Here is a 25,998-nt window from a genome sequence, read left to right on the forward strand (position 1 = left end):
CCTGGCGATGGAACACGTTAGCGCAACCGTGGGTGGCGAAATGTCAGGACGTACGATCGAAGCGCGAGTTTCCCAGCGGGCTTTCTTCGGCGTCTCGGCGTTACTCTTCGCCGTCAGCACGGCGGTGACGATCGCCGGCGCCGCGTCCATGTCGGCGATGGGTGAGATGCCGATGCCCGGCGGCTGGACGATGTCGGCGACATGGATGCCGATGTGCGGACAAACGTGGCCAGGTCTCGCGGCGTCGTTCCTCGGCATGTGGGTGGTGATGATGGTTGCGATGATGCTGCCATCTCTCATCCCCATGCTGTGGCGCTATCGCGAAGCCGTCAGCCGGACGGGCGTGACAGGCTTGGGCTGGCTGACGCTGGTGGTGGGCGTGGGTTACTTCTTTGTGTGGACCGCGTTCGGCATCGCCGCATTTCCGCTCGGCGCTGCGCTGGCGGCGCTCGAGATGCAACAGCCGACGCTGGCGCGCGCCGTTCCGTTCGCAATGGGTGTGATTGTGCTGATCGCCGGGGCGCTGCAGTTCACGGCGTGGAAGGCCCGGCGCCTTGCCTGCTGCCGCGCAACACCTGCTCGCTGCCTCATGTTGCCCGCATTGCCCGCCGACGCCGTCACGGCATGGCATCACGGCCTGCGCTTGGGCCTCCACTGCAGCTACTGCTGCGCCAGCCTGACGACGGTCCTGCTCGTTGCCGGGGTCATGGATTTGCGTGTGATGGCTGCCGTGACGGCAGCTATCACCGTTGAACGTCTTGCACCGCGGGGTGAGCGGGTGGCGCGCGTGATTGGAGTTGGTATCGTCGGCGCGGGCGTGTTGCTGATCGTGCGAGCCGTGGGCTTGGGTTAAGTCACCCGCTCCATCGCAATGACAATCAGTCCGTCACGCCGCCGTAATTGCGTTGTCCGCGCAGCCGCATCGCGATGCGGCCAAACGCGCGCCATTGCTGTGCGATCAACCCGTCGCCATAGGAACGCGCCGCGCCGTGCGGCACGGGCAACTGGTCACGGATGCCGGTCGGCTCGACGGTCCGGTCCCACGATGCCGTTTTGAACATCATGTCCCACCACGGAAACAGCACGCCGAAGTTACAGCCGTAGCGCGTGCCTTCATGGCCGTAGCCAATTGCGTGATGACGCCGATGAAAAATCGGGCTCACGATCGTGCGTTCGAGCAGCCATCCGTACGGCAAGCGCGCGTTCACATGCTGCACGCTCTGCATGAAGTTGCCGACCGCAACCAGCACGACGAACTGCGTCGGCTGCACACCGATGAACAGCGAAATCGCGGCAAAGAACGCGGCCTGAATGATGTCGTCGAGAAAGTGATTGCGATCGTCGGCCCACAACGACATTTGCTGCTGGCTATGGTGCACCGCGTGCAATTCCCACCACACGCCGAAGCGATGCTGCCAGCGGTGATACCAGTAGCCGAAGAAATCGAGCACGATCAGGTAGATGAGGAACGACACAACCGGCTGATCGGTGACGCCCGGCCACAGTCCGTCGATGTCGATGTTCGGCACGTTGTAGATCGCCATCAAGCTCTGCCAGTGATTGAACACCGGCTGCAGCATGAAGAAGAACGCGATATTGATGATGCCAAGCTTGGCGATCCACGTGTAGATCACATCGGCGCGCAGCGCTTTTCGATCGGACCACGCCTCGACGGGGCGCAGCGCTTCCAGCGGCCGCAAGGCGATATACGTGACCAGGATTTCCAGCACGCCGACAATCACCCAATAGAGTGCATCGTAAGTGTCCTCGTCGTATCCCATCAGGCCGAAGCGATAGAAAAACGGCTGCACCACGTCGACGTACAGGAGCGTCTGCAACGTCGAGATGCCGTTGTCGAGTAGCGCGAGGATTTCGTGGATCATCGGAAACCTCGTGAAATTGCGGGTGCTGTCATCAGAACGAAAGCCTGTTCAGTCTGGATTGGGTGCATACACGGGCGCACGGTTGGCGAAATACAAACCATGCGGTGAACGTCCGACCGCGATCGAGTCGATAAGTTTATGCGTTGTCAGATCAATGATGCCGACATGCCGCGAAAAACGGAATGTGACCCACAGGTAGCGGTGATCCGCAGACAGTTCCATGTCGTCAGGGCCGGGCATGAGTCCGGTGATGTCGGCGGTCTTCGTCAGCGTGTTGTAATCGAGAATGCTGATCGTGCTTTCCACGCGGTTCGTGAGCGCTACGTGCTGGCCGTCGTCGAGATTGCGGAAGTTGTGCGCGCCGCGCCCGGTCTGGATTCTTTTCACGACTTGCTGTTTATGCCAGTCGACCACGGCCACATCGTCTTCGCCCGTCATGCCGATCAACAGATAGCGGTCGCCCGGCGTCATCCAGAGTCCGGCGGGTGTATTGCCCACATGCAGTTTCCACAGCACCGTCTGCGTCGCCAGATCGATCGCGGCCACTTCGCCGGTGTCTTGCAGCGTGACGAATACCGTCTTGCTGTCGGACGAGAACGTCATGTGGCTCGGCGTCTTCGAGAGCGGGACGCGTTTGGCGAGCGTCATGTTCTGGCCGTCGTAGTGGTACACGTCGACACGATCCAGCCGCAGACCTGCCGTCACGAACCATTTGTGATCCGGCGAGAAACCGAGCTGATAGGGATCTTCAATATCGTCGACCTTGCGCTGCACCTTGCCGGTGTGCGGATCGAGAAACATCAGATCGTTCGAGATCGAATCCGCGACGATCAGCGAGTGACCGTCGGGCGTAATCATCAGATGGTGCGGTTCCTTACCGGTCGGCTCCGTGCCGATCACCTTATGCGTAGCAGGATCGATCAGCGTCAGTTGGGCTTCGCCGGAGTCGAGCACGATCACGTTGTCGGCTGCCTGCGCCGGCATCGCCATGGTTAGCGTGCAATACGTTAGCGCGGCAAGCGCGCAGGTCTTTGTAATCGAAACGATAGAAAGTGGCATCTGAACGATAGACGGGCAGGAAAACAATTTGGGGGAACATCATGGTGGCGGGTGCAGGGGATTCAGCGCGTGGATCGTGCTTGGGCCGCGCGCTCAAACCCGCAGTCAAACGGTTAACGGCTTAACGCGCCACTTCGCTCTGTCGATGACACGCGGCACGTTGTTATTTGTATGAAGGGTTCGACGCCGGCTGAGGCAACGTCGGAGGGGAAAATGAAAAAGGCGCGGCTGATAACAGCGCGCGCCTTTGGTTTGATAACTGCTGCCTGGTTCTCGTACTCGCGGACACCTTCAATCGAAATCGAACATGTCGAAAAGCGAGCGCTTCTTCTTGTGTCCCCGATAATCCGTCCGGTGATTGTCATACGTGCGGTTGTTGTCGTACGCATGGTCGCGATGCCGTTCCCGATCTCGATCTCGATCCGGATAGCTGTCGCGGCTCGTGCGTGCGGTAGCGTTAGCCTGCACGTCATCGCTCCCGGCGTCCTGCGCAATCAACTTGTCGAGTTCGCCGCGATCGAGCCAGACGCCCCGGCAGACCGGGCAGTAGTCGATTTCGATCGAGCGTCGCTCGGTCATCAGCAAGTCAGTGGTCTTGCAAACGGGACATTTCATTTCAATGCTCCTTGAGAGTAAAAAATTCATCTAGCGCTCATTACTCCGCGCTAACCATCCGCTTCGAATTCGCCCGGCGCACGAGCATGTTCAGTGCCTCGACAAAGGCGGAGAACGCCATAGCCGCGTAGATGTAAGCCTTCGGCACGTGTGAACCAAAACCTTCTGCGATGAGCGTCATGCCGATCACGAGCAGGAAACCGAGCGCGAGCATGACGATGGTCGGATTACGATCAATGAAGCGCGACAGCGGGTTGGCGGCGAACAGCATCACGGTGACTGCGGCAATCACGGCAACGAACATGATCGGCATGTGCTCGGTCATCCCGACTGCAGTGATGATGCTGTCGACCGAAAACACGATATCGAGCACCAGGATCTGTCCAATCGCCGCCATCGCGGTCAACTGCACGGTTGAGCTCGCCTTGTCGCGCACTTCTTCCGCATGAACGACGTGGTGGCGAATTTCGCTCGTCGCCTTCCAGACCAGGAACAGGCCGCCGCCGAGCAGGATCAGATCGCGCCATGAAAACGCGTGGCCGAACAGCGTCACGGCAGGCGCGGTCAGTTGCGCAATCCACGCGACGGTGCCGAGCAGAGCGAGCCGCAGCACGAGTGCAAGCATGATGCCCATGCGCTGAACGCGTGCGCGCTGTGCTTCCGGCAGCTTGTTGCTGAGGATCGAGATGAAGATCAGGTTGTCGATGCCGAGCACGATTTCCATCACGACGAGCGTGAGAAGCGCAGCCCATGCGGCGGGGTCGGCAGCGAGTGTGAGTAAAGAGTCCATGGGGTCCGTAGGCAAAGGGTGGCAGGCAACGTCGGTATGCCGTTATCATCGCCGTCTTCATGGTTCGGATAAATCAGTGATAATCTGAGTGATATATCGATTTTTTCGAAGTATCGACAACATGCTCAACTATCGCCATCTCTACTATTTCTGGATCGTCGTGAAAGAGGGCGGCTTCGCGCGCGCGGCCGAGCGTCTCGACATGGCGGTTCAGACGATCAGCGCGCAGGTGCGCGAACTGGAAAAATCGATCGGGCGCCAGTTGCTGAAACCGGCAGGTCGCGGCGTCACGATGACTGAAGCCGGCGAGACGGCCTTCAATCGCGCGGAACAGATTTTTCAGATCGGCGAGGCGTTACTCGACGAGATGCGCGAGGCGGGCGGTGAACGTGTTGCCCGGCTTGCAGTGGGTCTTTCCGACGGCATCTCAAAGCTGGCTGCGCACGCGCTGCTCGCGCCGGTGCTCGAAACGCCGTCGCTCAGGCTGCTCTGCCACGAGGGCGAACATGCGCAGTTGCTGTCGGAGCTCGCGCTCCATCGGCTCGATCTCGTGCTGGCGTGCCAGCCTGCGCCGCACAATGCGGATCTACGCGTCGTGAGCCAGCGCCTCGTCGGTTCGCCGGTCGACTGGTATGGCCCCGCGGAGATCATTCGCAAGTCCGCCCGCACCGGCTTTCCGCAATGCCTGGCCGAACTGCCCGTGCTCCTGCCCACCGGGCACGGCGCGTTGCGGGCGCGGCTCGACCGGTGGTTCGAAACCGAAGGAATCCGGCCGCGGATCGTTGGGGAGTTCGAAGACAGCGCGCTGATGGCGGTGTTCGCCGCGCGTGGCCTCGGCGTGTTTCCGCTCGCGGAGTTGGGCGCGGGCGACGTGGCGCTGCTGCGCGGACTGCGTTGGCTCGGTCGGGCGGAAGGCGTGGTCGAAGAGATCCACGCAATCCGCTCGCGGCGCGGGCAACATCATGCGCTCGCTTCTCAGGTGGTCGCTGCCGGGCGGGCGTGAGTGTACGGCGCATCCGGCAACGGGATGTGCCGGCTTGCCATCTGGTTTGGTTTAGGTCCCCATGCGTTGAACACAGCAGCCAGCAAGGCAATTTCGCCATCCGCCAGATAGTTGTCCGCGATCGCGACGGCGATACACAGGCGCATCACCTTGCGACGCAACGCGGGGTCGTCGATCTCGTCTAACAACGTGGTGAGCAGGGCCGCGCCGAGCTGGCCGACCGGCGGCGCGAACGGCGTGTTCGCGACCGACTGGTCCTCGCACAGCGTCTGCACGATCTGCGCGAATTGCTCTGGTGCGAGACCGAGTTGGCCCGCTATATCCAGGCCTTCGAGGGCGAGCTCTTCCGAGCTGCTGACATGTCCGTCGGACGTGAGGGCCAGCGCGACGATACGTGCGGCGGCTTGGGGACTGTTGCGCGGATAGGTTCGCATGTTCGGGCTCCTGGCGCGGACAATGTCCGCAGTGGTGATGAGCCTCAGTCTGCGTCAGGTTGGGGAACGGATAAATCTGCTAATCCGGGAGCTAAGGTTCGGAAAAACCGAAGCTTCCGCGGCGGACTGTGCGAAGCCTGATCGTTCAGCACGATGCAGAACACCCTATCGGATAAGATACGGCTCGCCGCAATTTTCCGAATACAAGGAGTGTTTTCAGTGATTCAACCGAGCAACGTGTTCAAGGACAACCTCGCCCAGCTGCCGGCCATCGACGGTATCGAACGTATCGATCTGCTCGACGGCAAGGGCGCCGTGGTGGCCAGCATCGAGAACAAGCCTGGTAAGCAGGGGTCGCTCGCGGTGTACAACTATCTGCAGCAGGCCTTCGGCACGTTGGACGCCAAGGCGGCCGAACACGGCCTCGCGGTGTTCGCCGAGCATACGGCCGATGCGCGCAACCGTCCGGGCGCGCACCCGAACGTCGACCATCTGCTCGCGATCGTGGCCGGTGGGGAAGCGTTGCGCATCAACGTCGTCGCTGCGGGCTGAGCGCGCTGCTGTTGCACGGCGCGGCGTGGATCGTGTGACACCGGTCCGCGCCGTAACCCATATCGGTTCACCGTGGCGCCCTGCCTACGGATGACTACCTGAATCGTCACCGGCAAGAATAAAGTCAACGAACGCCCGGAGCGGAGCCGGCATATGCGTCCGGCTCGGGTAGTACAGAAACGGTCCAGTGAAGGATTGACACCACTCACTGAGCACAGGCACGAGCGCGCCTTGCTCAATTGCCGGCCGCAGAAATTCATCGAACGAGTAGACGATTCCCAGTCCCGCGATGGCCGCGCCTCGTTGCAGTTCGATCACGGAGGCGATCATCGGTCCGTTTGGCTCGATCCGCACGACCTCGTCGCCTCGCTTGAATTCCCATGTCGCGAGCACGCCGCTGTCGAAGCGGTGTCCGATACACGCGTGGTTCAACAGTTCGCCCGGATGTTGCGGTGTGCCGCAGGCCGCGAGGTAGGACGGCGAGGCCGCCGCGACGAAGTGCTGAACGCGTGGGCCGATCGGCACGGCGATCATGTCGCGTTCGAGGCGTTCGTCGTAGCGGATGCCGGCATCGAAGCCCGCCGCGAGGATATCGATGAACGTGTCGTTGGTGCCGACGTCCACCGTGATACCCGGATGGGCGGCGAGGAAGCGGGAAAGGAGAGCAGGCAGAATTTCTCTTGCCGCGATCGACGGAACGTTTAATCTCAGTGTTCCAGTGGGACTCTCGCGAAAGAGGTTCACCGCATCCAGCGCGATGCTGATTTCGCCGAAGGCCGGCGCGAGCCGTTCAAAAAGACGCTGCCCGGCTTCCGTTGGCGTGACGCTGCGCGTCGTGCGGTTGAGCAGCCTGACGCCAAGCTGCTGTTCCAGCCGTCGAACCGCTTCGCTAAGCGATGAGGCTGACACGCCGCCCGTCAGTGCGGCATGACGGAACCCGCGTGCCCGTGTGACGGCGACGAATGCTTTCAAATCGGACAGGTCGGGTTCCTGCATTGTTCGCTTTCCCGCACGGGTCATCCGGATTGAGGTGGATTATCGCACGCTGGAAATCGACCGATACTTCAACGCAAGCGCCTTTCTTGCGGCGCACCTACTGAGGACATCATGAAGCAACTTCAACTGGGTAAGACGGGTCCGCAAAGCTCCGCCATCGGTCTTGGCTGCATGGGGATGTCGGGCATGTACGGTCCGTCCGACCGCGCTGAAAGCATCGCAACGATCCATGCCGCGCTCGAGGCCGGCATCACGCTGCTCGATACCGGCGATTTCTACGGCTCCGGTCACAACGAAATCCTGATCGGCGAGGCCCTGAAAAGTGCGCCGCCGTCACGCCGCGACGCGGCGATCATCAGCGTGAAATTCGGCGCCATGCGCAACCCCGCAGGTGGCTGGTCGCTCTACGATGCACGTCCCGCGGCGGTCAAAAACTTTCTCGCCTATTCGCTGCAGCGCCTGGGCGTCGATCACATCGACATCTACCGCCCTGCCCGGCTCGATCCCAACGTCCCTATCGAAGACACGGTCGGGGCAATTGCCGACATGATCAAGGCCGGCTATGTGCGCTACGTCGGCTTGTCCGAAGTGGGCGCGACGACCATTCGCCGTGCGGCAGCGGTACACCCGGTGAGCGACCTGCAGATCGAGTATTCGCTGATTTCACGCGGCATTGAAGACGAGATCCTGCCGACGTGCCGCGAACTCGGAATCGGCGTGACGGCGTACGGCGTGCTATCGCGCGGTTTGATCAGCGGCCACTGGAGCAAGGACTCTGCGGGGAAAGGCGATTTTCGCGCCATGAGTCCGCGTTTTCAGGGTGACAACGTCGACCACAATCTCGCGCTGGTGGATGCGTTGCGCAAGGTGGCCGATGCCAAGGGCGTCTCTGTTGCGCAGATCGCGATTGCGTGGGTTGCGGCCCAGGGCAGCGATATCGTGCCGCTGATTGGTGCGCGTCGGCGCGATCGTCTTGCCGAAGCACTCGGTGCGGTTGACGTGACGCTCGGCGCCGAGGATCTGGCCGCGATCGCGCAGGCAGTACCGCACGGGGCCGCCGCAGGTGAACGTTACGCCGCGGCGCAGATGGCGCATCTCGACAGCGAGCAGGGAAGTAAGGGCCACACGGCCTGATGCGTTGACGGGTCGTGCAAACCGGGTGAGCCACGCACGGTTGAATGCGCCGCGGCGTGGCTCACCCTGTTGTCAGCGCGTCAGAAACGGTGGTCCGGATCAGTACCCGGCGTGAACGAGACGCCGCGCAATACCTCACCAAAACCCGCGCTTCGCAGCGCGACGAATTTCTCGCGAGCTGCACCGGTCGCAGTCGTATTCGCGAGCAGGTCGCGAATGGCGACCAGCTTGTTCGGATCGGCGCCCACATCGCCGTTGCCGCTGATGGTCGACGTCATTGCCCAGAGCGTGACTGTGCCGTCATTTTCGACGCGGCCGGTCAGGTTGCGCAGCCCATCCGTCGCCGGTGCCCACGGCAGTCCAGTTGCCGTATTGGAGCCGGTCGGATATCCGGAGACCGTGTATTGCTGGCCGAGGTTCAGACCCGCCTGCAGGGTGTAGGCGAGCGTCCATTTTTTCGCCCCGGCGTTATACACCCACTTCTGCAAACCCGCGCCAGTCTGCGCGGCCGCATGCGTGTACAGATCGGGGCCGCCCGTGTAGCCATCGCCCTCGTCCGCGACATAGAGCGTCGTTGCGTTGGCGAACCAGAGGCCAAACGGATAGGAGAGCGTGGTCGCGGTCTTGTTGGGCGTCGACGGGAAACCGGCCAGCACGCACATATTGTTTGGCAGTCCGTTGGTTTGGACCGTGGCGGCGTCGTAAGCAAGCGCCTTGCTGGGCAATGCCGCATTGGCAGCCGGCACACCCGTGCCAGACGGGCAGGCGTTTCCAGTGGTATCCACAAAGTACACCGTGTTCACGCCGTTGCTGCCGCTACCCTTCGTAAAGTAGAGGACGTTGTTGAATACGGTCATGCCACGGAAGTTGTCGTCCTTGCCGATCTTGTCCGCCGGCTTGCCAAGTTCAGTGACCGAGAAGCTGGCGACCGGCGTCGGTGCGCCCGGGTCCTGCTGCGCCTCATGCTTTTTCGTGGCGTCGATGAATTGTGCGCCGGCGCCGATGACCACTCCCGCCGGTTGCGGGTTGGCACCGTTACCCGCGTTGCCGGCCGTGTAGAAAAAATCTTCGCCATTGCGGTTATTCAGAATCGCCGAACGGCCGTTGTTGCCGCTATATGCATTCGTCTCGGTGATGCGGAAGTGCCCATCACGGTCGACGCGAGCGACTGCCCGATAGAAATTCTGCCCCACCGGATTAGTGGGATCGACTGCGCCTGGCGTGTTCGAATTGGAGACGTCCACCGTATTGACCGGCGCCACATAACCCATAAAGGTCAGGTACTGGCCGTCGAGCGAAAGGTGCAGGCCGAGTTCCGATTTGGAACTGAAGCTGGTGACGAGTTGGTCGCGCCGCGGCGTTTTCTGCAAACTGTTGGGCACTTCGAGCGAGCTGACCCACTCGCCTGACGGCGTGAGCTGATCGAGAAAGATCCGCGACGTGATGCCGAAGCTGGCGTCGTAACCATCGTTGTTCCATACAAATGGATAGGTACCGTCGTTCGGCGCGCCAGTGGCCGCGCTACAGCCGTCCTGAGTGGCTCCGCAATTCGGCGGTAGGATCGCGCCAACCTGAACGTTGCTCGACTGGTTGTCGTACACGCTTCGACTTACAACCAGTAAGCCTGGCTCAAAGCGATTTTCACCGCGGAAATCGGACTGTTCGGCATGTGCGTTGAGAGCGGCGGCGCACAGCACCATTGCTACTGTGGAAGCCGGTCGGGGAAATGACAGGCGGCGTGTCGCGTTGCAGACGGGAGTCGTTTTCATCTGTTGGTTCCGGGTGGGGAAGTAGAAGTTCTTTTTCAGACGAACTAGCACGTACAACCCGGTTACCGTATCAACGCATGATGAAGGATTAGTGGCGGCGGCTTCGGTGCAAACCCCCATTGCGTATCGGCCTATCCGCTTCCCATTACACAATGCAAACGGGAAGCGGATGGTGTCAGCATTTATTCAGAAAAGTCAGTCGATGCCGACAACGCCTGCCACGTTTCGGTTTCCTGCGTGACGTACGCATTCTTTTCAGCGATGGCCTTCAGCGTATCGGTGCCGAGCGGCAGCCGCAGCGGAGCCGTTTCTGCGTCGACCAATTCGACCATGGCGGCCGCGAGCTTCTCCGGGTTGCCCGGCTGGTTGTGATTCATGTGGGTAGCGCGCCGGCGAACTTCTCCTGAGGTCTCGTCATAGTCGGCAATCACGTTCCCGGCAACCACGAGCGATGTCGCGTCGAGGAAGTCCGTACGGAAGTAACCAGGCTCCACGACCGTTGCGTGAATACCGAGCGGCTTCAGCTCGGCGCGCAATGCTTCAGTCAAGCCTTCAACGGCGAACTTGGTCGAAGAATAGGCGCCGAACCCGGCGGCTGCCCGATAACCGCCGATCGACGACATATTGATGACGTGACCGGCTCGCTGCGCGCGCATCACCGGCAGAACGGCGCGTGTGATGTTCAGCAAGCCGAATACGTTCGTGTCGTACATGCGGCGCACATCGGCATCGCTCGACTCCTCGATGGCGCCAAGCAAACCGAAGCCTGCGTTGTTGACCAGAACGTCGATCCGGCCGAACCGTTCAACTGCGGCTTGAACCGCGGCCTTCGCCTGGGCTTCGTCGGTCACGTCCAGCGCGACGGGAAGGAGGGCCGCCGAGTGACCGAAACGCTCGGTGATCGCTGCGATATTACGGCCAGTGGCAACGACCGCATTGCCGTCGGCGAGAGCTGCCTCGGCGATCAGGGCGCCCAGGCCGCGCGTCGCGCCGGTGATGAACCAGACGCGCTTGAAGCCGTTGTTCGTGTTGTTAGCCATGATGTTTCTCCTGCGATTCGGGTGGAAGTGAACGAATAATAGGAGTGTCGATTGGCACAAACTAGACGCCGGTTGGTAGACTGATAATCAATTTTTATTTGCTAATCCGGGCGGCCATGAACGAAGTACGCGCGATCACGATATTCGTCAGGGCCGCGGCGCTGGGAAGCCTGCGCAAGGCCGCCGTGGATCAGGGCATCTCGCCGCAGGCCGCGAGCCACGCGGTCATGCAACTGGAAAAGGAGCTTGGGGTTCGGCTTTTCCACCGAACCACACGCAAGTTGAGCTTGACCGAGGAGGGGCAGGGGCTCCTCGACAGCGTGAGACCTGCGTTGGCGATACTCTCGTCGGCGCTCGACGACGCGCGGCGATCGAAAGACGCAATCGCCGGGCCGCTGCGGGTGAGCGCGCCAAGCGCGTTCTCGCGCACCGTGCTATGGCCGTATTTCCTCGAATTCGCCGAATTGCACCCGAATGTGCAACTGGACGTGCAGTTCGACGATCACTTTACCGACCTCGTCAGCGATCGCGCCGACGTGGGCTTTCGCGGTGGTTCTCCGCCGTCGGGCGGCACGATCGCGAGACGGCTGTTGCCGATCCAGTTGATTGTCTGTGCGTCGCCTGCCTATATAGAGCGTCACGGCGCGCCGCGGACCATCGACGAACTCGACGAGCACCGTTGCACTGGCTATCGGCGGGCGAATACCGGCAAGCAGTCTCCGTGGGAATTTCTGATCGACGACGAGATCGTCTATCGCGACGTCGCCGCCAGCTTGTGCGTCAATGACACGGAGGCGGAGACCCAAGCCGTGCTGGCGGGACTCGCCATCGGGCAACTCGGCGGCTTTTCGGCAACCTTGCCTATCAAACGTGGCGAACTTGTTCCGCTGCTCGTCAGGCATGTCACGCAGCGTGAGGCCATCTACGTCTACTATCGCCATCGAACCGAGCAACCGCTGCGCGTGAGAGCGTTCATCGACTTTATGGTCGAGCGCCTCGCGGGGAACAGGAATTTCTATCTCGAGCCGTCTGAGCTTCGTGCGGCGCGTTGAGTGTTGAGCGTGTCGGGTTCGATGAGTCGGCGAGGCGGCTGACAGCGATGCTTTACGTCTTCGGCAACGTGGATTTGCCGCTCCGTTTGCGCGGCTTCGGTTCGACACCTATGCGCGGGTCGCGTGCGAGCACGAGCGCGGTCATCGTCTCGACCGTGGTTTCAAATGCCGGATCGTCTTGCGGCACATAAAGCCATTTCCCAAGCACCGGATGCGGCCGCAAAGCGGGGACTTCTTCAATGAGCGCGGCGTGGCGGTCCTGCGAGGTGCACACCAGCAAGCCATTCCACGGCTTGTCGCGATCGGCGGCAATCAGACACAGCAGGCCGTCGATATAGGCGGCATCGCTGCCGAACATCCGTTTGCGAATATAGGTGGCGTCGCGCTCGAATGCGTCGAAGATCCAGACGAGCGAGTTACGGATGGAAGAGGGCATCGGTGTGAAATCCAGGGGGCGATGAGCGATGTTAACCAATGTCTGCTTTCGCTGCCTATAGCTGATCGTCGAGAGCCGACCTCCACGTATCTCAGCGCCGCGCCGCCCGGCAATTGCGGTTCATAAGCGTTTCCTATCGCGCAAGAACGAACCCGTCTTGGCGCGATTTGTGGGGGCGATATACCGTTATATCCGTGTTGCAGCGGTGTCGTGCCTACTCGTTCCTGATCTGCATGAGCCGCTCCCCCTTACATCCGGAAGCGAAGATCGACCATGTACAAAGCCATCAGGAAGAACCCGTCGGCGGCTCAGGCTGCCGATACCATCCTTAGCGCATTGCGCGATATTCCCGTCTCAGCGCTCAGCGACAACATGCATCGCAACATCGGTAGCGTGGGTCTGCACCCGTATCAGCGGCCTGGCAAGAAGACGATGGCCGGCACCGCGGTCACCGTGCGCTCGCGTGGCGGGGATAACCTGACTTACCTGCGCGCCCTGGAGTTTTGCCGTCCAGGCGATGTCCTGGTCGTGGACGCGGGTGGCGATCTCAACAACGCTGTGGTCGGCGGCATTTTGTCGTTCTACGCAGCAAACATAGGCGTTGTCGGCTTGGTCATCGACGGTGCGATCCGTGATGTCGCGGAAATCCGCGATCGGGATTTTCCGGTTTACGCCCGTGGGGTCACGCACCGGGGGCCGTATAAAGACGGTCCGGGTGAAATCAATGTGCCGATATCGGTCGGCGGAATGGTGGTCAATCCGGGGGATATCGTTGTCGGCGATCAGGATGGCTTGCTGGCCATTCCACAGGAGGATGCCGAGTTTGTCATCGAAAAAGCGCTGGCCGTTCTGGAAGCAGAAGCTGAGACGATGCGAGCAATGAAGGAAGGCCGCTGGAACCGCGCGTTTATCGATGCGCTCGAAGCACGATGCAATAACTGAGCATCGCGCAACGGGAAGGAAAAAGCCGACGTCTGTATTGCGACGTCGGCTTTTTTGTGGGCGCTTTATGTATGGCGACGAGAACGCAGCTTGCCGCGCCATCGTCGCCATACATGCGAGATCAATCAATCGAAGCTCACCAGCACCTTCATCGATTTTGAGCGATCACCCGCTGTCTGGAACGCCTTGACCGAATCCTGATACGGGAAAATACCCGAGATCAAAGGCTTCACGTCGATCAATCCCTTGTTCAGCAGTTCGACGGCAACGGCGAACTCTTCGTGAAAGCGGAACGCTCCGCGCAGATCGAACTCCTTGGCGACGATCACATTGATCGGCAACGAGATGTCGCCACCGAGGCCGACCTGGACGATCACGCCGCGCGGTTTGAGCACGTCGAACGCCCCGCGTAATGCCGCTGCGTTGCCGCTCGCTTCGAACAGAACGTCGAAGGTACCTTTGTCGACCGCGAACGGCTGGAGCGCGTCCGGCGTCTCCGCGATGTTGAACGCGAGGTCGGCGCCGACCTTTTTCGCGCTGTCGAGCGGCAGCGTATTCACATCAGTTGCCACGATCATCGCTGCACCGGCTCTGCGCGCAGCCGCCACGATCAACGCGCCGATCGGTCCACATCCTGTGACGAGCACCCGCTTGCCGAGCAACGGACCCGCGCGCCGAACGGCGTGAAGGGCGACCGAAAGCGGCTCGGCCATCGCGGCTTCGGCATCGCTCAACGAGTCCGTCACAACGTGCGCCTGTGAACGGTCGATCACGATCTCCTGCCGGAATGCGCCCTGCACGTGCGGCGTGCGCATCGCGCTGCCGTAGTAACGCATATCCAGGCAGTGGTTCTGCAGCCCTTGCTGGCAGTATTGGCACAGGCCACACGGCCGGCTCGGGCTGATGGAGATCCGCGTACCGACCGGCATATCCGTCACGCCAGATCCCACGCGCGCGACGGCACCCGAGACTTCATGACCGAGCACCATGGGCTCCTTGATGCGAATCGTGCCGAAACCGCCGTGGTTGAAGTAGTGAAGATCCGAACCGCAGATACCGCCGGCCCGAACCCGTACGAGCAACTGGTTGGCTTCCGGTTCAGGCGTGGGAACGTCCTCGATGCGCAGATCGAGTGGGGCGTGAATGACAAGTGCATGCATGGTGAGGGCCTATAACGGTGAATGCGGGATCAGCACGCTATACGGTAGCGTCTCAAGGCTCAGTCGACAAAGATCAAAGTTGTCTGGGCCGATAGTCGACGCTTATGGATGCTTATTCGAGCGCCTTGGGCATGTTCTCGATCACATTGTTGACGATCGGGACAAGACTGCGCGTCCCGATGTCGTTCGGCCGTTGGAGAGGTCTGCCGGTGTCGGGCGACACCGAACAGACGTGCCACACTGCAAACCTTAGAACTTGTGACGCAGACCGATCGTGGCTTCGAACAGCGAGTTGAAGCCATAGAACGGCTGGTTCGAGCCGGAGGCGGCGGCGAGAGTCGTCCATGCGCCGGTCAGGTGGTTGTAGTCCACGCCGACGTAGACGTCGGTGCGCTTGCTGAGGAAATAGTCGAACGTCGGACCGGTCGTGATACGCGTGCCGCTCTGGCCTGCGTGATGGACGAAGTCGATGTAGAACGGCAGATCGAGCACGAGTCCCGGCGTGATGAAGTACTGGACCGCGGTGGAGAAGGAGTCGTTGCGATAGTCGGCCGGATAGACGTGGCTGTAGATATACGAGCCGAACACCTTCGCCGCGCCGAACTTATACGTTGCGCCCGCGGTGAAGATCTTTTGCGAGCTGTCCGGGATCGTCACGCCGAAGTACGTGCTGCCATAGGTGCTGGTTGCAGGCGTCAGGCCGCCAATGTCGTTGACGATCTGATAGGCCGCGCCAACGCTCAAGGGGCCGTGGTCGTAAGAAAGGCTGACGGCCGGCGACGAGTTCTGGTGAGTATTTCCCGCTACACCGCCAAACGTATACGAGCTCTTGAGGGTAAAACCGGCCAGCGTCGGCGAGGTATATCGCACGGAATTGTCCAGGCGGCCGCCGCCAGTCAGACCGGCGCCCTGGAAGCCGACCGTGCCGGTGTAGTTGGCGAACGCATAGATATCGTGCGTCCAGCCCATTTCATGCACCAGCGTGTATTGCCGGCCCATCGTCAACGTGCCGTAGGACGTGCTGCTCAGGCCCACCAGCGCGGTGCGGCCGAACAGGCGGGCGGTGCCGGAAGGCGTGGATTGCTGTGTCACGCCGGTGTTCGGTGTAAAGCCGCCTTCGAGCTGGAAGATCGCGGACAAGCCGCCACCCAGATCTTCGGTTCCCTGCAGACCCCAGCGGCTACCCTGAATCTCGCCGCCGCTACCCATCGTGAAAAGCTTCCCGCCGGATTTGTTCTGGTGGGTGTCGTAGCGCACCGCTTCGTCGATGATGCCGTACAGGGTGACGCTCGACTGCGCGTGCGCGATCCCAGAAACTGCCAGTCCTAATCCAGTTAGTATGCCTAATGTATGCTTTTTCACGAGTAGATCCCCTTGCAGATTGACGAAAAATGGAAAACTCCAAACCGACTGCCACGTCCTCTCGGCGCGGCATGTCTTTTTTACAAAGCGACGACGCGACGTATTCACGTCGTCGCCGTACTCTCAGTTCAGTGCGGCGACCGCGGCGGCAATCTTCCTGCAGCCCTCATCGATGATGTCGATGCTCGTTGCGATCGACATCCGGAAGAAAGGGGAAACGCCATAGGCCGATCCGGCAACCAGCGCGACGCCGGCGTGCTCGAGCAGATACAGAACGACATCCACGTCGCCCTCGATGCGCTTGCCTTGCGGCGTGGTGCGGCCGATCATGCCGCCGCAATTGACATACAGATAGAAAGCGCCGCCCGGCGTTTTGCAGCTGATGCCGGGAATCGCGTTAAGCGCTTCGAGTGCGTGGTCGCGGCGTTCTTTATAAGTCCGCACCGATTGCCGCACGAATGTCTGGTCGCCGTTCAGCGCCGCGAGTGCCGCGGCCTGGCTGATCGAACTGGCGTTGCTGGTGGATTGGGACTGGAGCGTGTCCATGGCCGCGATCAGGTCGGCGGGGCCGGCGGCGTAGCCGATGCGCCAGCCGGTCATCGCGTAGGTCTTGGACACGCCGTTGACGACCAGGGTGCGCGAGCTGAGTTCGGGTTCAATCGACAAAAGGTGTTGTGATGCCTCGCCTTCGAACCGGATGTGTTCGTAGATGTCGTCCATCATCACCAGCACCTGCGGGTGACGCAACAGCACATCCGCCAATGCGCGCAGTTCTGCGGCGCTATACGTTGCGCCCGTGGGATTGGTCGGCGAATTGATGATCAGCCAGCGCGTCCTGGGCGTGATCGCCGCTTCGAGGGTGGCAGGGGTGAGCTTGAAGCTGTCTGCTTCGGTGCAGGGCACGACGACCGGCACGCCGTCACAGGCGAGCACCATGTCCGGATAGGACACCCAGTAAGGGGCGGGAATCAGGACTTCATCGCCTGCTTCAACGGTGATGGCAAGCGCGTTGAAGATCGCGTGTTTGGCGCCGCACGTCACGATGATGTGTTTGGGATCGTACGAAAGGCCGTTCTCGCGTTGCAGTTTCGCCGCGATGGCGGCGCGCAGCGCCGGCGTGCCCGCGGTTTGCGTATAGCGTGTTTCGCCGCGTTCCATCGCGTCGAAAGCGGCCTGGCGAATGTGCGCGGGCGTGTCGAAATCGGGTTCGCCAACAACGAGGTTGACGATGGTTTTCCCCTGCCGCCGCAGTTCCGCGGCCCGGTCCGCCGCGGCGCTGCTCGGCGAAGGTTTGATTCGTTGGACGCGGGCGGCAATTCGCGATGCACTCACACTTGACTCCTCAACGGCATTTGATGAGGCTTCACCTTAAGCGCGCGAAAAAGTTCAAGCCAAGACGTCTTTCCGCTGGCGCAATAACATCCACTTATGACGTGACGGTACGTGTGCGCGTCCGGCATTTACCCATCAGGGTCCATGCGGGAATACGCTGACAGGCCACGCTTTTAGCGTTGCAGGAGCGGGAGTGAGGTTTTTTTAAGCACTGTGCGCGGGGCGGCGCTTGCCCTATCATTGTTGCCATCACTTAACGTTGAGACGCGACTACCGTGAACCTGCGGCGTTTGAAGTACTTCGTGAAGATCGTCGATATCGGCAGCCTGACGCAGGCCGCCGAAGTGCTTCATATCGCCCAGCCGGCGCTGAGCCAGCAGCTGATCACGCTCGAAGACGAATTCCAGCAACAGCTGCTCGTGCGCACCAAACGGGGCGTCACGGCCACTGAGGCGGGCGCCACGCTGTATCGGCACGCCCAGTTGATCCTGCGCCAGTACGAACAGGCTCAGGCCGACGTGAAGAGCGCCGGCCAGACGCTGTCAGGCCAGGTTTCGGTAGGGCTTGCGCCCGGCACCGGCGCGTCGGCGCTGTCGCTGCCGCTGTTGCGGACCGTACGCGCCCGGCATCCGGACATCCTGCTCTACATCAACGAGAATTTCGGCACGACGCTCAGCGAGCTGATCATGAACGGGCGTATGGACATGGCCGTGCTGTATGGCGATAAGCCCGTCCACGGCCTGTCGTTCCAGCTTCTGATGAACGAGGAATTGTTCCTCGTGGCGCCGCGCAGCATGGGGATCACGCAGGAGCAGATCGCCGTGACGGCGTTGCGCGACGTGCCTTTGCTGCTGCCGCGTCCATACAACTATCTGCGCAAGTACGTCGACGAGGGTTTCGCGCGCGTGCAGATGATCCCCAAGGTCGTGGCCGAAATCGAATCCGCGTCGACGTTGTCGGCCGCCGTGAGCGCCGGGATCGGTGCGACCATCCTGCCCGATTCCACGGCACGGGTCGTGGCCGCGGCGGGCGACGTCGTGCAATGCCGGATCGTTTCACCCGTCATCAAGATTCCGCTTTCGGTCTGTCTGTCCGACCATTTGCCGCTTTCCGAGCCCGCCGCGGCCGTCAAGGATATCTTGCTGGAACTGGCCGGCGACCTTGCGCTCGACGTGCGTTTCGAGTCCGGCGCCGATACATAAGCGCGCCTTATCGCTACAAAGCCAAACCCTCTTGGCGCATTTTTTATGCGCCGGATACATTGAGTCCATCGTCGATCGCCTCGGCTCGCAGTGAGCCGGCGCGACGAGGCTAGCCGTCACGCGGGCGGGGCAACCGAAGATTGAATCGGGTTGCCGTACAGCCCCAGCGGTGCTTCGCGCACGCCAATCGACCGGCGCGCGTCCAACCGGCTACGGACTCAAAGATGGATCTCCAGAAGATTAAGGCGCTTATCGACCTGTTGGCGGACTCTCCGCTGGCCAAGCTCGAAGTCATCGAGGGCGAGGAACGGGTCAAGCTTGTGAAGGCGAAACGGCGCGGCAAGCGGGCTGAGGCGCCTTCGGGCGATGAACGTGTAGCCGTGGCGTCTACCCCGGGCACACAAGGGACCCAGGGGAGCCAAGGGGCTCAATCACCGCTCGCCGAGCCTGCGCAATCCGTCGACGCCCCCCAGGCAGCCCCCGCAACCACCAGTGAGCCGCAACTCGTTCGTGCGCCCATGTTCGGCGTCGTGCATCTGACGCCGGCGCCTGGCGAGGCGCCCTTCGTGAATACCGGCGACACGATCAAGGAAGGGCAGGTGCTCTGCACGATCGAGGCGATGAAGATGTTCAACGCGATCGAGTCCGAACTCAGCGGCGTCGTTCTGGAGATTCTTGTGGCTCCGGGCAGCGAAGTGGAATCCGGGCAGCCGCTGTTCCGGATCGGCTGATCGACCATGTTCAACAAAGTACTGATTGCCAACCGCGGCGAGATCGCGCTTCGAATCCAGCGCGCCTGCCGTGAACTCGGTCTGAAAACCGTCGCCGTCCATTCCGAGGCCGATGCCGACGCGCGCTATGTGCGGCTCGCCGACGAGGCGCTGTGCATTGGTCCTGCCGCGCCAGGACAGAGCTATCTGAACCGGGCCGCGATCCTGTTCGCAGCGCACGTGAGCGGCGCGCAGGCGATTCATCCCGGCTACGGCTTCCTGTCGGAAAACGCGGATTTTGCGGCTCAGGTCGAGGCCGCTGGTATGGCCTTCATCGGCCCCGAGCCCGATTCCATTCGAACCATGGGCGACAAGGTCGCCGCCAAACGGGCCATGCGTGCGGCCGGCGTACCCTGTGTGCCGGGCCCGGACGGCGGTCTGCCGGACGACCCTACGGAGATTCTGCGGGTCGCGCAAGAAATCGGCTATCCGGTGATCGTCAAGGCGGCGGGCGGTGGCGGCGGGCGAGGCATGCGCGTCGTGCCGGGCCCCGAGCAGTTGCTCGAAGCCGTGTCGGTGACGCGTGAGGAAGCACGCCGCGCCTTCGGCAAGCCCGAACTCTATGTCGAGAAGTTTCTCGAGCATCCGCGTCACGTCGAAATTCAGGTCTTGTGCGATACGCACGGCAATGCCCTGTGGCTCGGTTCGCGCGACTGTTCGCTGCAACGGCGCCATCAGAAGGTACTGGAAGAGGCGCCCGCACCCGGCATCGACCCGGAATTGATCCGGCAAGTGGGCGAGCGCTGCGTCGAGGCCTGCCGGCAGACGAATTATCGCGGCGCGGGCACCTTCGAATTCCTGTTCGAGAACGGTCAGTTCTACTTCATCGAAATGAATACGCGGCTGCAGGTCGAGCATCCCGTGACGGAAATGACGTCGGGTGTCGACATCGTGCGCGAACAGATCCGGATCGCCCAAGGGCACGCGTTGACGATTCGTCAGTCGGACATTCGTACGCTCGGCCATTCGCTGGAATGCCGGATCAACGCTGAGGACCCGTTCACCTTCGCCCCGTGTCCGGGGAAGATTTCCGTGTGGGAACTGCCGGGTGGCAACGGCGTGCGGGTGGACTCGCATATGAGTGGCGGCGCGGTCGTGCCGCCGTATTACGACTCGCTGATCGCCAAGATCATCACCCACGGCGCAACCCGTGAAGAGGCGCTGGCGCGCATGCGCATCGCGCTCTCGGAGATGCGCATTGAAGGCATTCGCACCAACGTGCCACTGCATCAGGCCATGCTCGAGGACGAAGGGTTCGCGGAGGGCGGCGTCGATATTCATCATCTGGAGCGTTGGCTCGCAAAGAGGAAACAGACATGACGCTGACTGTTGAGCATGCGTCGATTGCGCACGGGGATGTAGTCGAACGGCTGCGTCCGGATTCACAGAGGACTGTCCTTGCAATGAAACAGGATGAATCGGAGCAGGCGCTTTGCATCAGCATGCTGGGTACGACGGCCATGCTGTTCGAAGCGCCGGGCGCGCTCGATCTGCATGCGCAGCGCCGCATCTGGACGCTAGCCCGCGAAGTCGAATCATGGCCGGGCGTGCGTGAAGCGGTGCCCGGCGTGACCAATCTGATGCTGACGTTTTCCACGCCGCCTGCAGATCCGGACTCGCTCGGCGCCGCGTTGCGCGACGCGTGGGCCGCGGCGGGCGAGTTGCAGATCGAAGGGCGGGTGGTGGACTTGCCGGTGGAATACGGCGGCGAGTTCGGGCCGCATCTGCAAGACGTGGTGAATCACACAGGACTCTCTATCGATGAGGTCGTGCAATTGCACTGCGCGCCGCTCTACACGGTCTATGCGCTCGGCAGCCATCCGGGGTACTGCTATCTGGGCGGCATGGACCCGCGTATCGCCACGCCGCGGCGCAAGGTGCCGGTGCTGGGCTTGCCTGGCGGCGCGGTGTCGATCGGTGGCGTGCAGACCGGGGTCTCGGCATCGACGGGACCGAGCGGCTGGAACACGATCGGTCATACGTCGATGTCGTTCTTCGACCCCACGCGCGATAACCCGGCCACGCTCGCACCTGGCGACATGATCCGGTTTCGCGTCGAGAGGATTGTTCCATGATCGAAATCTTGTCTTCGTCCGCGCTCGCGACGGTGCAGGACCAGGGGCGTGAAGGCTATTTGCGCTACGGCGTCGGCACGGCCGGCGCGATGGACCGGCTGGCGCTCGCGGTCGGCAATCTGTTGCTCGGCAATCCGGACGATGCGGCCGGCATCGAAATTCCGATGTTTCCCTTCCGCATCCGCTTCCTTGAGGATCTTTCGTTCGCCATCACCGGTGCCGATTGTTCGGCGCGCTTAGGCGACCGGCCGGTGCTGCCGTGGTGGACCGTGCATGCGAAACAGGGCGACGTGCTGACGATCGGCGTGCCGACCAGTGGCACGCGCTGTTACCTGTCGCTCGCGGGTGGCGTGGACGTACCGGTGGTGCTTGGCTCGCGCAGTACGCAGTTGCGTGGCCAGTTCGGCGGCTTCAACGGTCGTCAGTTGCAGAAGGGTGATGTGGTGAAGGCAGTGGGTCTCGCCGAGCGCGTCGTGCCGCAAGATGCTGTGCTCGCCGCGGGTTTCGGCACGGTGCCGCCTGAGTACTCGTTGCCGGCGCCGTTAGCCCTGCCCGCAGCCGATGCAGGCGAAACCGTGGTGCGCGTGCTGCCGGCCGCGGAATACGAGTGCTACGAGCCGGAATCGCTCGAAGCGTTCTGGCGCGATGGGTGGAAAGTGACGCCGCAGAGCGATCGCTACGGATATCGCCTCGCAGGTCCCACCCTGGTCGCGACGCATGCGATCGAAAAGCGCTCGCACGGCATCGTGCCGGGCGTGATCCAGGTGCCGCATAGCGGCCAGCCGATCATTCAGTTGCGGGATGCGCAGCCGTCAGGTGGCTATCCGAAGATCGGCACCGTGATAGAAGCCGATTTGTGGCGGCTCGCGCAGGCGCGTATTGGTACGAAGATTCGCTTTGCTCAGACGACGTACGCGCAAGCCGTTACGGCGCTGGAAGAACTGGACAGTTATCTCGTCAGGGTGCGCAATCTCGTTGCACTGTTTTGCCCTTCCCGACACTGACACATGACACAAAAAATCGAAGTGGATATCGGCGAGCTTCGGCAGATCACGTCGTGGCTTGCAGAAGTCGATATCGAGTTCATCGAAATCAGCAAGCCCGGGGCGACGGTTCGATTGACGATGGAGCAGGCGCCTGGCTCGATCGGTGCGGATGCGCCGGCGTCGGCGCAGGCGGTTTCGACTGTGGTTCCTGGCGGACTCGCGCGCGCAGCGGACACGGCGCAGACGCAGGCCGTCAGCATCACCGCGAAGTCGGCCGGCATCTTTCTGTCGACGCATCCTGCGCGTTCCACGCCATTGGTTAGCGCGGGCGATCACGTCAAACCGGGCGACATTGTCGGCCTGCTGCAGATCGCGCAATTGTGCGTGCCTGTGGTCGCGTCAGCGGATGGCATGGTTATGCGCTTGTGCGTCGCGCATGGCGCAACGGTCGGTTACGGAACGCCCTTGCTCGAACTCTCGTCGTCGGCATAGACACATATCGATAGATAGACACTGAGCCGGTGTGGTCCGCTGCGGATAGCCCGGCACAGACCGCTTAAAGAATGGAGAGTGGATAGTGGAAATCGACCTGAACGCGGACCTGGGCGAAGGCTTTGGACCCTATCAAATGGGCGAAGACGAAGCGATGCTCGATATCGTCTCGTCCGCCAACATTGCGTGCGGTTATCACGCGGGTGACCCCGTCATCATGGACAAGACGGTGCGGATGGCTCTCGCGCGCCAGATTGACGTCGGCGCGCATGTTGGCTTTCCCGACATGATGGGCTTCGGCCGGCGGCAGATTCAGGCGGACCCGCTTGAACTGGCGAATTACGTCGTGTATCAGATGGGCGCGCTGGCGGGCATCGCGAAGCGGGCCGGACATCGCGTCACGCACATGAGCTTTCACGGCGCGTTGGGCAACATGGCTGCGGCATCGTATGAACTGGCTGAACCGTTGGTGCGGGCGCTCGCCGAATTCGATCGCGATCTGATCATCAGCGTTTCGACGAACACGGAAATCGAACGGGCCGCCGATCACATCGGGATGCGCACGGCCAACACGTTTCTCGCCGACCGTGCCTACGACGATCAGGGCGCGCTCGTGTCGCGCAAGCTGGAAGGCGCGGTCATTAAAGACCGCGCGGCCGTCCTGGCACGCGTCAAGGAACTGCTCGAAGACGGCACGATCACGACGATCACGGGCAACAAGCTCAGGATCGCCGTCCAATCGATCCTGCTGCATGGCGATACGCCGGGTGCCGTCGAACTGGCGCGCACGGTGCGCGGCGTGATCGAATCGGCGGGCGGGCGTGTCGTGCCGGTGTCGAAGCTCGTACGCTAGGCACGAGCAGGCCAACCTGCATCGGTCAACCCGAATTGACCAACCATAAGCCAGTCTTATCGCCACAAAGCCAATCCGTCTTTGCCCCGCGTTTTCACGGCGTATACATTGGTAACAGGCTTATCGCACGCCTCAAAGGGCGACAGTTCAGAACTACAGATAGAGGTCATTCATGCCGTTTTCAGACTATAAGACCGCGCTGGTGACGGGCGCTTCGACCGGAATGGGCGCTGCGATCGTCGAGCGCTTCTGCCGTGAAGGACTCGAAGTGCATGCGCTCGCTCGCAACGCGGAACGTCTGAATGAGCTGGCGGAGCGAACCGGTTGCATCCCGCACGCGATCGACGTGTGCGATCTGCCGGCCGTCACCAAGCTGACGCAGGACGTGCAGTTCGACATTGTCGTGAATAACGCCGGCATATCGACCAAAGGCTCGATTCTGGATGCCGCCGCCGCAGACATCGACCTTCAGGTGGAAGTCAACCTGCAAGCCGTTCTGCACATCGTGCGGCTCACCATGCCGGGTATGGTTGCCCGCGATCGCGGTCATATCGTCAACATCAGCTCGATCGCAGGGATCTACAACTTCAACGGCAACTCCATTTACTCAGCGACGAAGGCCGGCATCCATGCGTTGTCGCGCCAGTTGCGAGTGGATGCGACCGGCAGACGCGTACGCGTGACGGAAATTTGTCCGGGCCGTGTCGCCACCGATATTTTTGGCCACGTGCATGGCGACATCGAGGCGGCGCGCAAGCAGTTCATCGACGGCTTCGAGCTGCCGCTGCCGTCCGATATTGCCGACGCCATCGCCTTTGCGATCGCCGCGCCGCTCGCGGTCAACATCAGCAACATGGAAATTCTGCCCACGCTGCAGGTGCCGGGCGGCCTGACGACGATCAAACGCGATCCCGCTGATCACAACGAGTAAGTGCAATCCAGAGTTCAACTAGGAGGTTTTCCATGCGTGCATCGGTACTGGTTACCCGTGCGTCATTTCCGGATATCGTCGATCGCCTGCGCGCGAACTTCGACGTGACCGACAACCCTGACGACACGATCTGGACACAACCAGAGCTGATTGCCAGGCTGCAAGGCAAGGTGGGGGCCATGACGGCCGGCAGCGACCGCATCGACGCGACCTTGCTCGACGCTTGCCCGCAGTTGAAGGCGGTATGCAATATCGGCGTGGGCTACAACAACGTCGACGTGGAAGCCTGTACCGCGCGCGGCGTGCTGGTGACCAATACGCCGGACGTTCTGACGGATACCACCGCCGACTTCGGCTTCGCGCTGATGATGGCAACGGCGCGGCGCATCACCGAGTCGGAACATTTCCTGCATGCCGGCGAATGGACCAAAACCGGACGCTTCGACATGTTCGTCGGCAACGACGTGCATGGTTCGACGCTCGGCATTCTTGGCATGGGACGTATCGGCCAGGCGATTGCGCGACGTGGCGCATTCGGCTTCGGCATGCGCGTGATCTATCACAATCGCTCGCAACTGGAGCCCGATGTCGAGGAAAGCTGCAAGGCACGCTATGTCGACAAGGAAACGCTGTTGCGCGAGTCGGATCACCTGATCATCGTGGTGCCTTACTCGGCCAGCTCGCATCACGCGATTGGCGCCGCGGAGCTCAAGCAGATGAAATCGTCGGCCACGCTGACCAATATCGCACGCGGCGGCGTAGTGGACGATGCCGCTTTGGCGGTGGCGCTGAACGAAGGCAGCATCGCAGCGGCCGGTCTGGATGTATTCGAAGGTGAACCGGTTATCTGCCCGGCGCTTCTTGCGCAAAAAAATGTGGTGCTCACGCCGCATATCGGCAGCGCGTCTGTCAGCACACGGCGCGCGATGGCCGCGCTTTGCGCAGACAATTTGATCGCCGCGCTAGGGTACGGCGCAGCGGCCGGCAAGCCGCCGACACCGGTGAACCCGCAGGTGCTGACGCGCCCGACAGCCACAGCCTGAACGATGACCGGCGCAGCATGCTGCGCCGGTGTAGTACCGCCGTTGTTTCTCAAGCGTGAGCGCTCCGATAGAGGAGTGCGCCACTGA

The 25,998-nt window shown here is 61.7% G+C and carries 27 protein-coding genes; 15 read left to right on the plus strand and 12 right to left on the minus strand.

All coding sequences use genetic code 11. The annotated features are described in order from the left end of the window. Positions 1-7: 7 nt before the first annotated feature. Positions 8-853 carry a DUF2182 domain-containing protein gene (locus tag KHO33_RS11485; RefSeq protein WP_054033585.1) on the plus strand — a complete coding sequence of 282 codons (846 nt, stop codon included), beginning with the start codon at positions 8-10 and terminating at the stop codon, positions 851-853. A gap of 25 nt (positions 854-878) precedes the next feature. On the opposite strand, the gene KHO33_RS11490 is transcribed toward KHO33_RS11485, so the two are convergent. The 4 genes from KHO33_RS11490 to KHO33_RS11505 all read right to left on the minus strand — a co-directional run bounded on the left by KHO33_RS11490 (position 879) and on the right by KHO33_RS11505 (position 4,347). Continuing rightward, positions 879-1,883, minus strand: a complete 1,005-nt coding sequence (locus KHO33_RS11490; RefSeq protein ID WP_054033583.1) for a sterol desaturase family protein — start codon at positions 1,881-1,883, stop codon at positions 879-881. A gap of 48 nt (positions 1,884-1,931) precedes the next feature. Then, entirely contained in the window at positions 1,932-2,873 is a 942-nt protein-coding gene (locus KHO33_RS11495; RefSeq protein ID WP_234480568.1) for a YVTN family beta-propeller repeat protein, read from the minus strand. A 360-nt stretch (positions 2,874-3,233) separates the two neighbouring features. Further along, positions 3,234-3,557, minus strand: coding sequence for a TFIIB-type zinc ribbon-containing protein (locus KHO33_RS11500; RefSeq protein ID WP_200565067.1), 324 nt, complete (start codon positions 3,555-3,557; stop codon positions 3,234-3,236). Between the two features lie 40 nt (positions 3,558-3,597). Then, positions 3,598-4,347 (minus strand): TerC family protein, encoded by a 750-nt coding sequence (locus tag KHO33_RS11505; RefSeq protein ID WP_054033582.1) that lies wholly within the window; start codon positions 4,345-4,347, stop codon positions 3,598-3,600. Positions 4,348-4,468: 121 nt separating this feature from the next. Between KHO33_RS11505 and KHO33_RS11510 the strand changes: the two genes are divergently transcribed. Then, complete coding sequence (locus KHO33_RS11510; protein WP_054033580.1) at positions 4,469-5,350, plus strand: LysR family transcriptional regulator; 882 nt, start codon at positions 4,469-4,471, stop codon at positions 5,348-5,350. Here KHO33_RS11510 and KHO33_RS11515 read toward each other — a convergent pair. Then, complete coding sequence (locus KHO33_RS11515; RefSeq protein WP_200565066.1) at positions 5,323-5,784, minus strand: TerB family tellurite resistance protein; 462 nt, start codon at positions 5,782-5,784, stop codon at positions 5,323-5,325. The two genes, KHO33_RS11510 and KHO33_RS11515, sit on opposite strands and share 28 nt — an antisense overlap. 219 nt (positions 5,785-6,003) lie before the next feature. Between KHO33_RS11515 and KHO33_RS11520 the strand changes: the two genes are divergently transcribed. Beyond that, on the plus strand, positions 6,004-6,336 hold the full coding sequence (locus KHO33_RS11520) for a DUF2322 family protein (protein ID WP_054034224.1): 333 nt from the start codon (positions 6,004-6,006) through the stop codon (positions 6,334-6,336). Positions 6,337-6,420: 84 nt separating this feature from the next. Here the strand turns inward: KHO33_RS11520 and KHO33_RS11525 are convergent, their stop codons facing one another. Then, on the minus strand, positions 6,421-7,332 hold the full coding sequence (locus tag KHO33_RS11525; RefSeq protein WP_054033578.1) for a LysR family transcriptional regulator: 912 nt from the start codon (positions 7,330-7,332) through the stop codon (positions 6,421-6,423). A gap of 111 nt (positions 7,333-7,443) precedes the next feature. On the opposite strand from KHO33_RS11525, the gene KHO33_RS11530 reads away from it, so the two are divergent. Beyond that, positions 7,444-8,466 carry an aldo/keto reductase gene (locus KHO33_RS11530; protein WP_054033576.1) on the plus strand — a complete coding sequence of 341 codons (1,023 nt, stop codon included), beginning with the start codon at positions 7,444-7,446 and terminating at the stop codon, positions 8,464-8,466. A gap of 80 nt (positions 8,467-8,546) precedes the next feature. On the opposite strand, the gene KHO33_RS11535 is transcribed toward KHO33_RS11530, so the two are convergent. Both KHO33_RS11535 and KHO33_RS11540 read right to left on the minus strand, forming a co-directional pair. Next, complete coding sequence (locus KHO33_RS11535; protein WP_054033573.1) at positions 8,547-10,235, minus strand: hypothetical protein; 1,689 nt, start codon at positions 10,233-10,235, stop codon at positions 8,547-8,549. Between the two features lie 182 nt (positions 10,236-10,417). After that, on the minus strand, positions 10,418-11,275 hold the full coding sequence (locus KHO33_RS11540; RefSeq protein ID WP_054033571.1) for an oxidoreductase: 858 nt from the start codon (positions 11,273-11,275) through the stop codon (positions 10,418-10,420). Between the two features lie 116 nt (positions 11,276-11,391). Here KHO33_RS11540 and KHO33_RS11545 point away from each other — a divergent pair, with 116 nt between their 5' ends. Further along, positions 11,392-12,327 (plus strand): LysR family transcriptional regulator, encoded by a 936-nt coding sequence (locus KHO33_RS11545; protein ID WP_054033569.1) that lies wholly within the window; start codon positions 11,392-11,394, stop codon positions 12,325-12,327. 52 nt (positions 12,328-12,379) lie between these two features. Here the strand turns inward: KHO33_RS11545 and KHO33_RS11550 are convergent, their stop codons facing one another. Continuing rightward, positions 12,380-12,763 carry a hypothetical protein gene (locus KHO33_RS11550; RefSeq protein WP_054033567.1) on the minus strand — a complete coding sequence of 128 codons (384 nt, stop codon included), beginning with the start codon at positions 12,761-12,763 and terminating at the stop codon, positions 12,380-12,382. Between the two features lie 273 nt (positions 12,764-13,036). Between KHO33_RS11550 and KHO33_RS11555 the strand changes: the two genes are divergently transcribed. Beyond that, positions 13,037-13,705: an RraA family protein gene (locus KHO33_RS11555; protein ID WP_054033565.1), complete on the plus strand. Its 669-nt coding sequence runs from the start codon at positions 13,037-13,039 to the stop codon at positions 13,703-13,705. Positions 13,706-13,830: 125 nt separating this feature from the next. Here KHO33_RS11555 and KHO33_RS11560 read toward each other — a convergent pair whose 3' ends face one another. The 3 genes from KHO33_RS11560 to KHO33_RS11570 form a co-directional block, all read right to left on the minus strand. After that, positions 13,831-14,865 carry an L-idonate 5-dehydrogenase gene (locus KHO33_RS11560; RefSeq protein WP_200565065.1) on the minus strand — a complete coding sequence of 345 codons (1,035 nt, stop codon included), beginning with the start codon at positions 14,863-14,865 and terminating at the stop codon, positions 13,831-13,833. Between the two features lie 249 nt (positions 14,866-15,114). Further along, the gene (locus tag KHO33_RS11565) at positions 15,115-16,227 is read right to left on the minus strand and encodes a porin (RefSeq protein ID WP_236074664.1); all 1,113 of its coding nucleotides are present in this window, start codon (positions 16,225-16,227) and stop codon (positions 15,115-15,117) included. Between the two features lie 123 nt (positions 16,228-16,350). Further along, positions 16,351-17,559, minus strand: coding sequence for an aspartate transaminase (locus tag KHO33_RS11570; protein ID WP_200565064.1), 1,209 nt, complete (start codon positions 17,557-17,559; stop codon positions 16,351-16,353). 275 nt (positions 17,560-17,834) lie between these two features. On the opposite strand from KHO33_RS11570, the gene nac reads away from it, so the two are divergent. The 9 genes from nac (at position 17,835) to KHO33_RS11615 (ending at position 25,911) form a co-directional block, all read left to right on the plus strand. Beyond that, positions 17,835-18,761 carry a nitrogen assimilation transcriptional regulator NAC gene (gene nac / locus KHO33_RS11575; protein ID WP_054033557.1) on the plus strand — a complete coding sequence of 309 codons (927 nt, stop codon included), beginning with the start codon at positions 17,835-17,837 and terminating at the stop codon, positions 18,759-18,761. Between the two features lie 224 nt (positions 18,762-18,985). Further along, positions 18,986-19,492, plus strand: a complete 507-nt coding sequence (accB, locus tag KHO33_RS11580) for an acetyl-CoA carboxylase biotin carboxyl carrier protein (protein ID WP_200565063.1) — start codon at positions 18,986-18,988, stop codon at positions 19,490-19,492. A gap of 6 nt (positions 19,493-19,498) precedes the next feature. Beyond that, positions 19,499-20,851, plus strand: coding sequence for an acetyl-CoA carboxylase biotin carboxylase subunit (gene accC / locus KHO33_RS11585; RefSeq protein ID WP_131240323.1), 1,353 nt, complete (start codon positions 19,499-19,501; stop codon positions 20,849-20,851). A gap of 83 nt (positions 20,852-20,934) precedes the next feature. Next, positions 20,935-21,606, plus strand: coding sequence for a 5-oxoprolinase subunit PxpB (gene pxpB / locus KHO33_RS11590; protein WP_233464789.1), 672 nt, complete (start codon positions 20,935-20,937; stop codon positions 21,604-21,606). Continuing rightward, entirely contained in the window at positions 21,603-22,610 is a 1,008-nt protein-coding gene (locus KHO33_RS11595; RefSeq protein WP_200565062.1) for a 5-oxoprolinase subunit C family protein, read from the plus strand. Before pxpB ends, KHO33_RS11595 begins: the two co-directional genes overlap by 4 nt. A gap of 3 nt (positions 22,611-22,613) precedes the next feature. Further along, on the plus strand, positions 22,614-23,084 hold the full coding sequence (locus KHO33_RS11600; protein WP_200565061.1) for an acetyl-CoA carboxylase biotin carboxyl carrier protein: 471 nt from the start codon (positions 22,614-22,616) through the stop codon (positions 23,082-23,084). Positions 23,085-23,169: 85 nt separating this feature from the next. Then, positions 23,170-23,937, plus strand: coding sequence for a LamB/YcsF family protein (locus tag KHO33_RS11605; RefSeq protein WP_200565060.1), 768 nt, complete (start codon positions 23,170-23,172; stop codon positions 23,935-23,937). Positions 23,938-24,109: 172 nt separating this feature from the next. Beyond that, positions 24,110-24,868 (plus strand): SDR family oxidoreductase, encoded by a 759-nt coding sequence (locus KHO33_RS11610; protein ID WP_054033544.1) that lies wholly within the window; start codon positions 24,110-24,112, stop codon positions 24,866-24,868. 32 nt (positions 24,869-24,900) lie between these two features. Next, positions 24,901-25,911: a 2-hydroxyacid dehydrogenase gene (locus tag KHO33_RS11615; RefSeq protein WP_200565059.1), complete on the plus strand. Its 1,011-nt coding sequence runs from the start codon at positions 24,901-24,903 to the stop codon at positions 25,909-25,911. Positions 25,912-25,998 lie beyond the last annotated feature (87 nt).

This window comes from Paraburkholderia nemoris, assembly GCF_905221015.1.
Classification (GTDB): Bacteria; Pseudomonadota; Gammaproteobacteria; order Burkholderiales; family Burkholderiaceae; genus Paraburkholderia; species Paraburkholderia nemoris.

Excerpts from the sequence above, each read along its gene's own strand:
- KHO33_RS11500 (WP_200565067.1), bottom strand. The coding sequence starts at position 3,557 with ATGAAATGTCCCGTTTGCAAGACCACTGACTTGCTGATGACCGAGCGA.
- KHO33_RS11615 (WP_200565059.1), top strand. The coding sequence starts at position 24,901 with ATGCGTGCATCGGTACTGGTTACCCGTGCGTCATTTCCGGATATCGTC.
- KHO33_RS11600 (WP_200565061.1), top strand. The coding sequence starts at position 22,614 with ATGACACAAAAAATCGAAGTGGATATCGGCGAGCTTCGGCAGATCACG.
- KHO33_RS11510 (WP_054033580.1), top strand. The coding sequence starts at position 4,469 with ATGCTCAACTATCGCCATCTCTACTATTTCTGGATCGTCGTGAAAGAG.
- KHO33_RS11490 (WP_054033583.1), bottom strand. The coding sequence starts at position 1,883 with ATGATCCACGAAATCCTCGCGCTACTCGACAACGGCATCTCGACGTTG.
- KHO33_RS11505 (WP_054033582.1), bottom strand. The coding sequence starts at position 4,347 with ATGGACTCTTTACTCACACTCGCTGCCGACCCCGCCGCATGGGCTGCG.
- KHO33_RS11515 (WP_200565066.1), bottom strand. The coding sequence starts at position 5,784 with ATGCGAACCTATCCGCGCAACAGTCCCCAAGCCGCCGCACGTATCGTC.
- KHO33_RS11530 (WP_054033576.1), top strand. The coding sequence starts at position 7,444 with ATGAAGCAACTTCAACTGGGTAAGACGGGTCCGCAAAGCTCCGCCATC.
- KHO33_RS11610 (WP_054033544.1), top strand. The coding sequence starts at position 24,110 with ATGCCGTTTTCAGACTATAAGACCGCGCTGGTGACGGGCGCTTCGACC.
- accC (WP_131240323.1), top strand. The coding sequence starts at position 19,499 with ATGTTCAACAAAGTACTGATTGCCAACCGCGGCGAGATCGCGCTTCGA.
- KHO33_RS11540 (WP_054033571.1), bottom strand. The coding sequence starts at position 11,275 with ATGGCTAACAACACGAACAACGGCTTCAAGCGCGTCTGGTTCATCACC.
- KHO33_RS11595 (WP_200565062.1), top strand. The coding sequence starts at position 21,603 with ATGATCGAAATCTTGTCTTCGTCCGCGCTCGCGACGGTGCAGGACCAG.
- KHO33_RS11560 (WP_200565065.1), bottom strand. The coding sequence starts at position 14,865 with ATGCATGCACTTGTCATTCACGCCCCACTCGATCTGCGCATCGAGGAC.
- KHO33_RS11550 (WP_054033567.1), bottom strand. The coding sequence starts at position 12,763 with ATGCCCTCTTCCATCCGTAACTCGCTCGTCTGGATCTTCGACGCATTC.
- pxpB (WP_233464789.1), top strand. The coding sequence starts at position 20,935 with ATGAAACAGGATGAATCGGAGCAGGCGCTTTGCATCAGCATGCTGGGT.
- KHO33_RS11485 (WP_054033585.1), top strand. The coding sequence starts at position 8 with ATGGAACACGTTAGCGCAACCGTGGGTGGCGAAATGTCAGGACGTACG.
- KHO33_RS11525 (WP_054033578.1), bottom strand. The coding sequence starts at position 7,332 with ATGCAGGAACCCGACCTGTCCGATTTGAAAGCATTCGTCGCCGTCACA.
- accB (WP_200565063.1), top strand. The coding sequence starts at position 18,986 with ATGGATCTCCAGAAGATTAAGGCGCTTATCGACCTGTTGGCGGACTCT.
- KHO33_RS11545 (WP_054033569.1), top strand. The coding sequence starts at position 11,392 with ATGAACGAAGTACGCGCGATCACGATATTCGTCAGGGCCGCGGCGCTG.
- KHO33_RS11555 (WP_054033565.1), top strand. The coding sequence starts at position 13,037 with ATGTACAAAGCCATCAGGAAGAACCCGTCGGCGGCTCAGGCTGCCGAT.
- KHO33_RS11535 (WP_054033573.1), bottom strand. The coding sequence starts at position 10,235 with ATGAAAACGACTCCCGTCTGCAACGCGACACGCCGCCTGTCATTTCCC.
- KHO33_RS11495 (WP_234480568.1), bottom strand. The coding sequence starts at position 2,873 with ATGGCGATGCCGGCGCAGGCAGCCGACAACGTGATCGTGCTCGACTCC.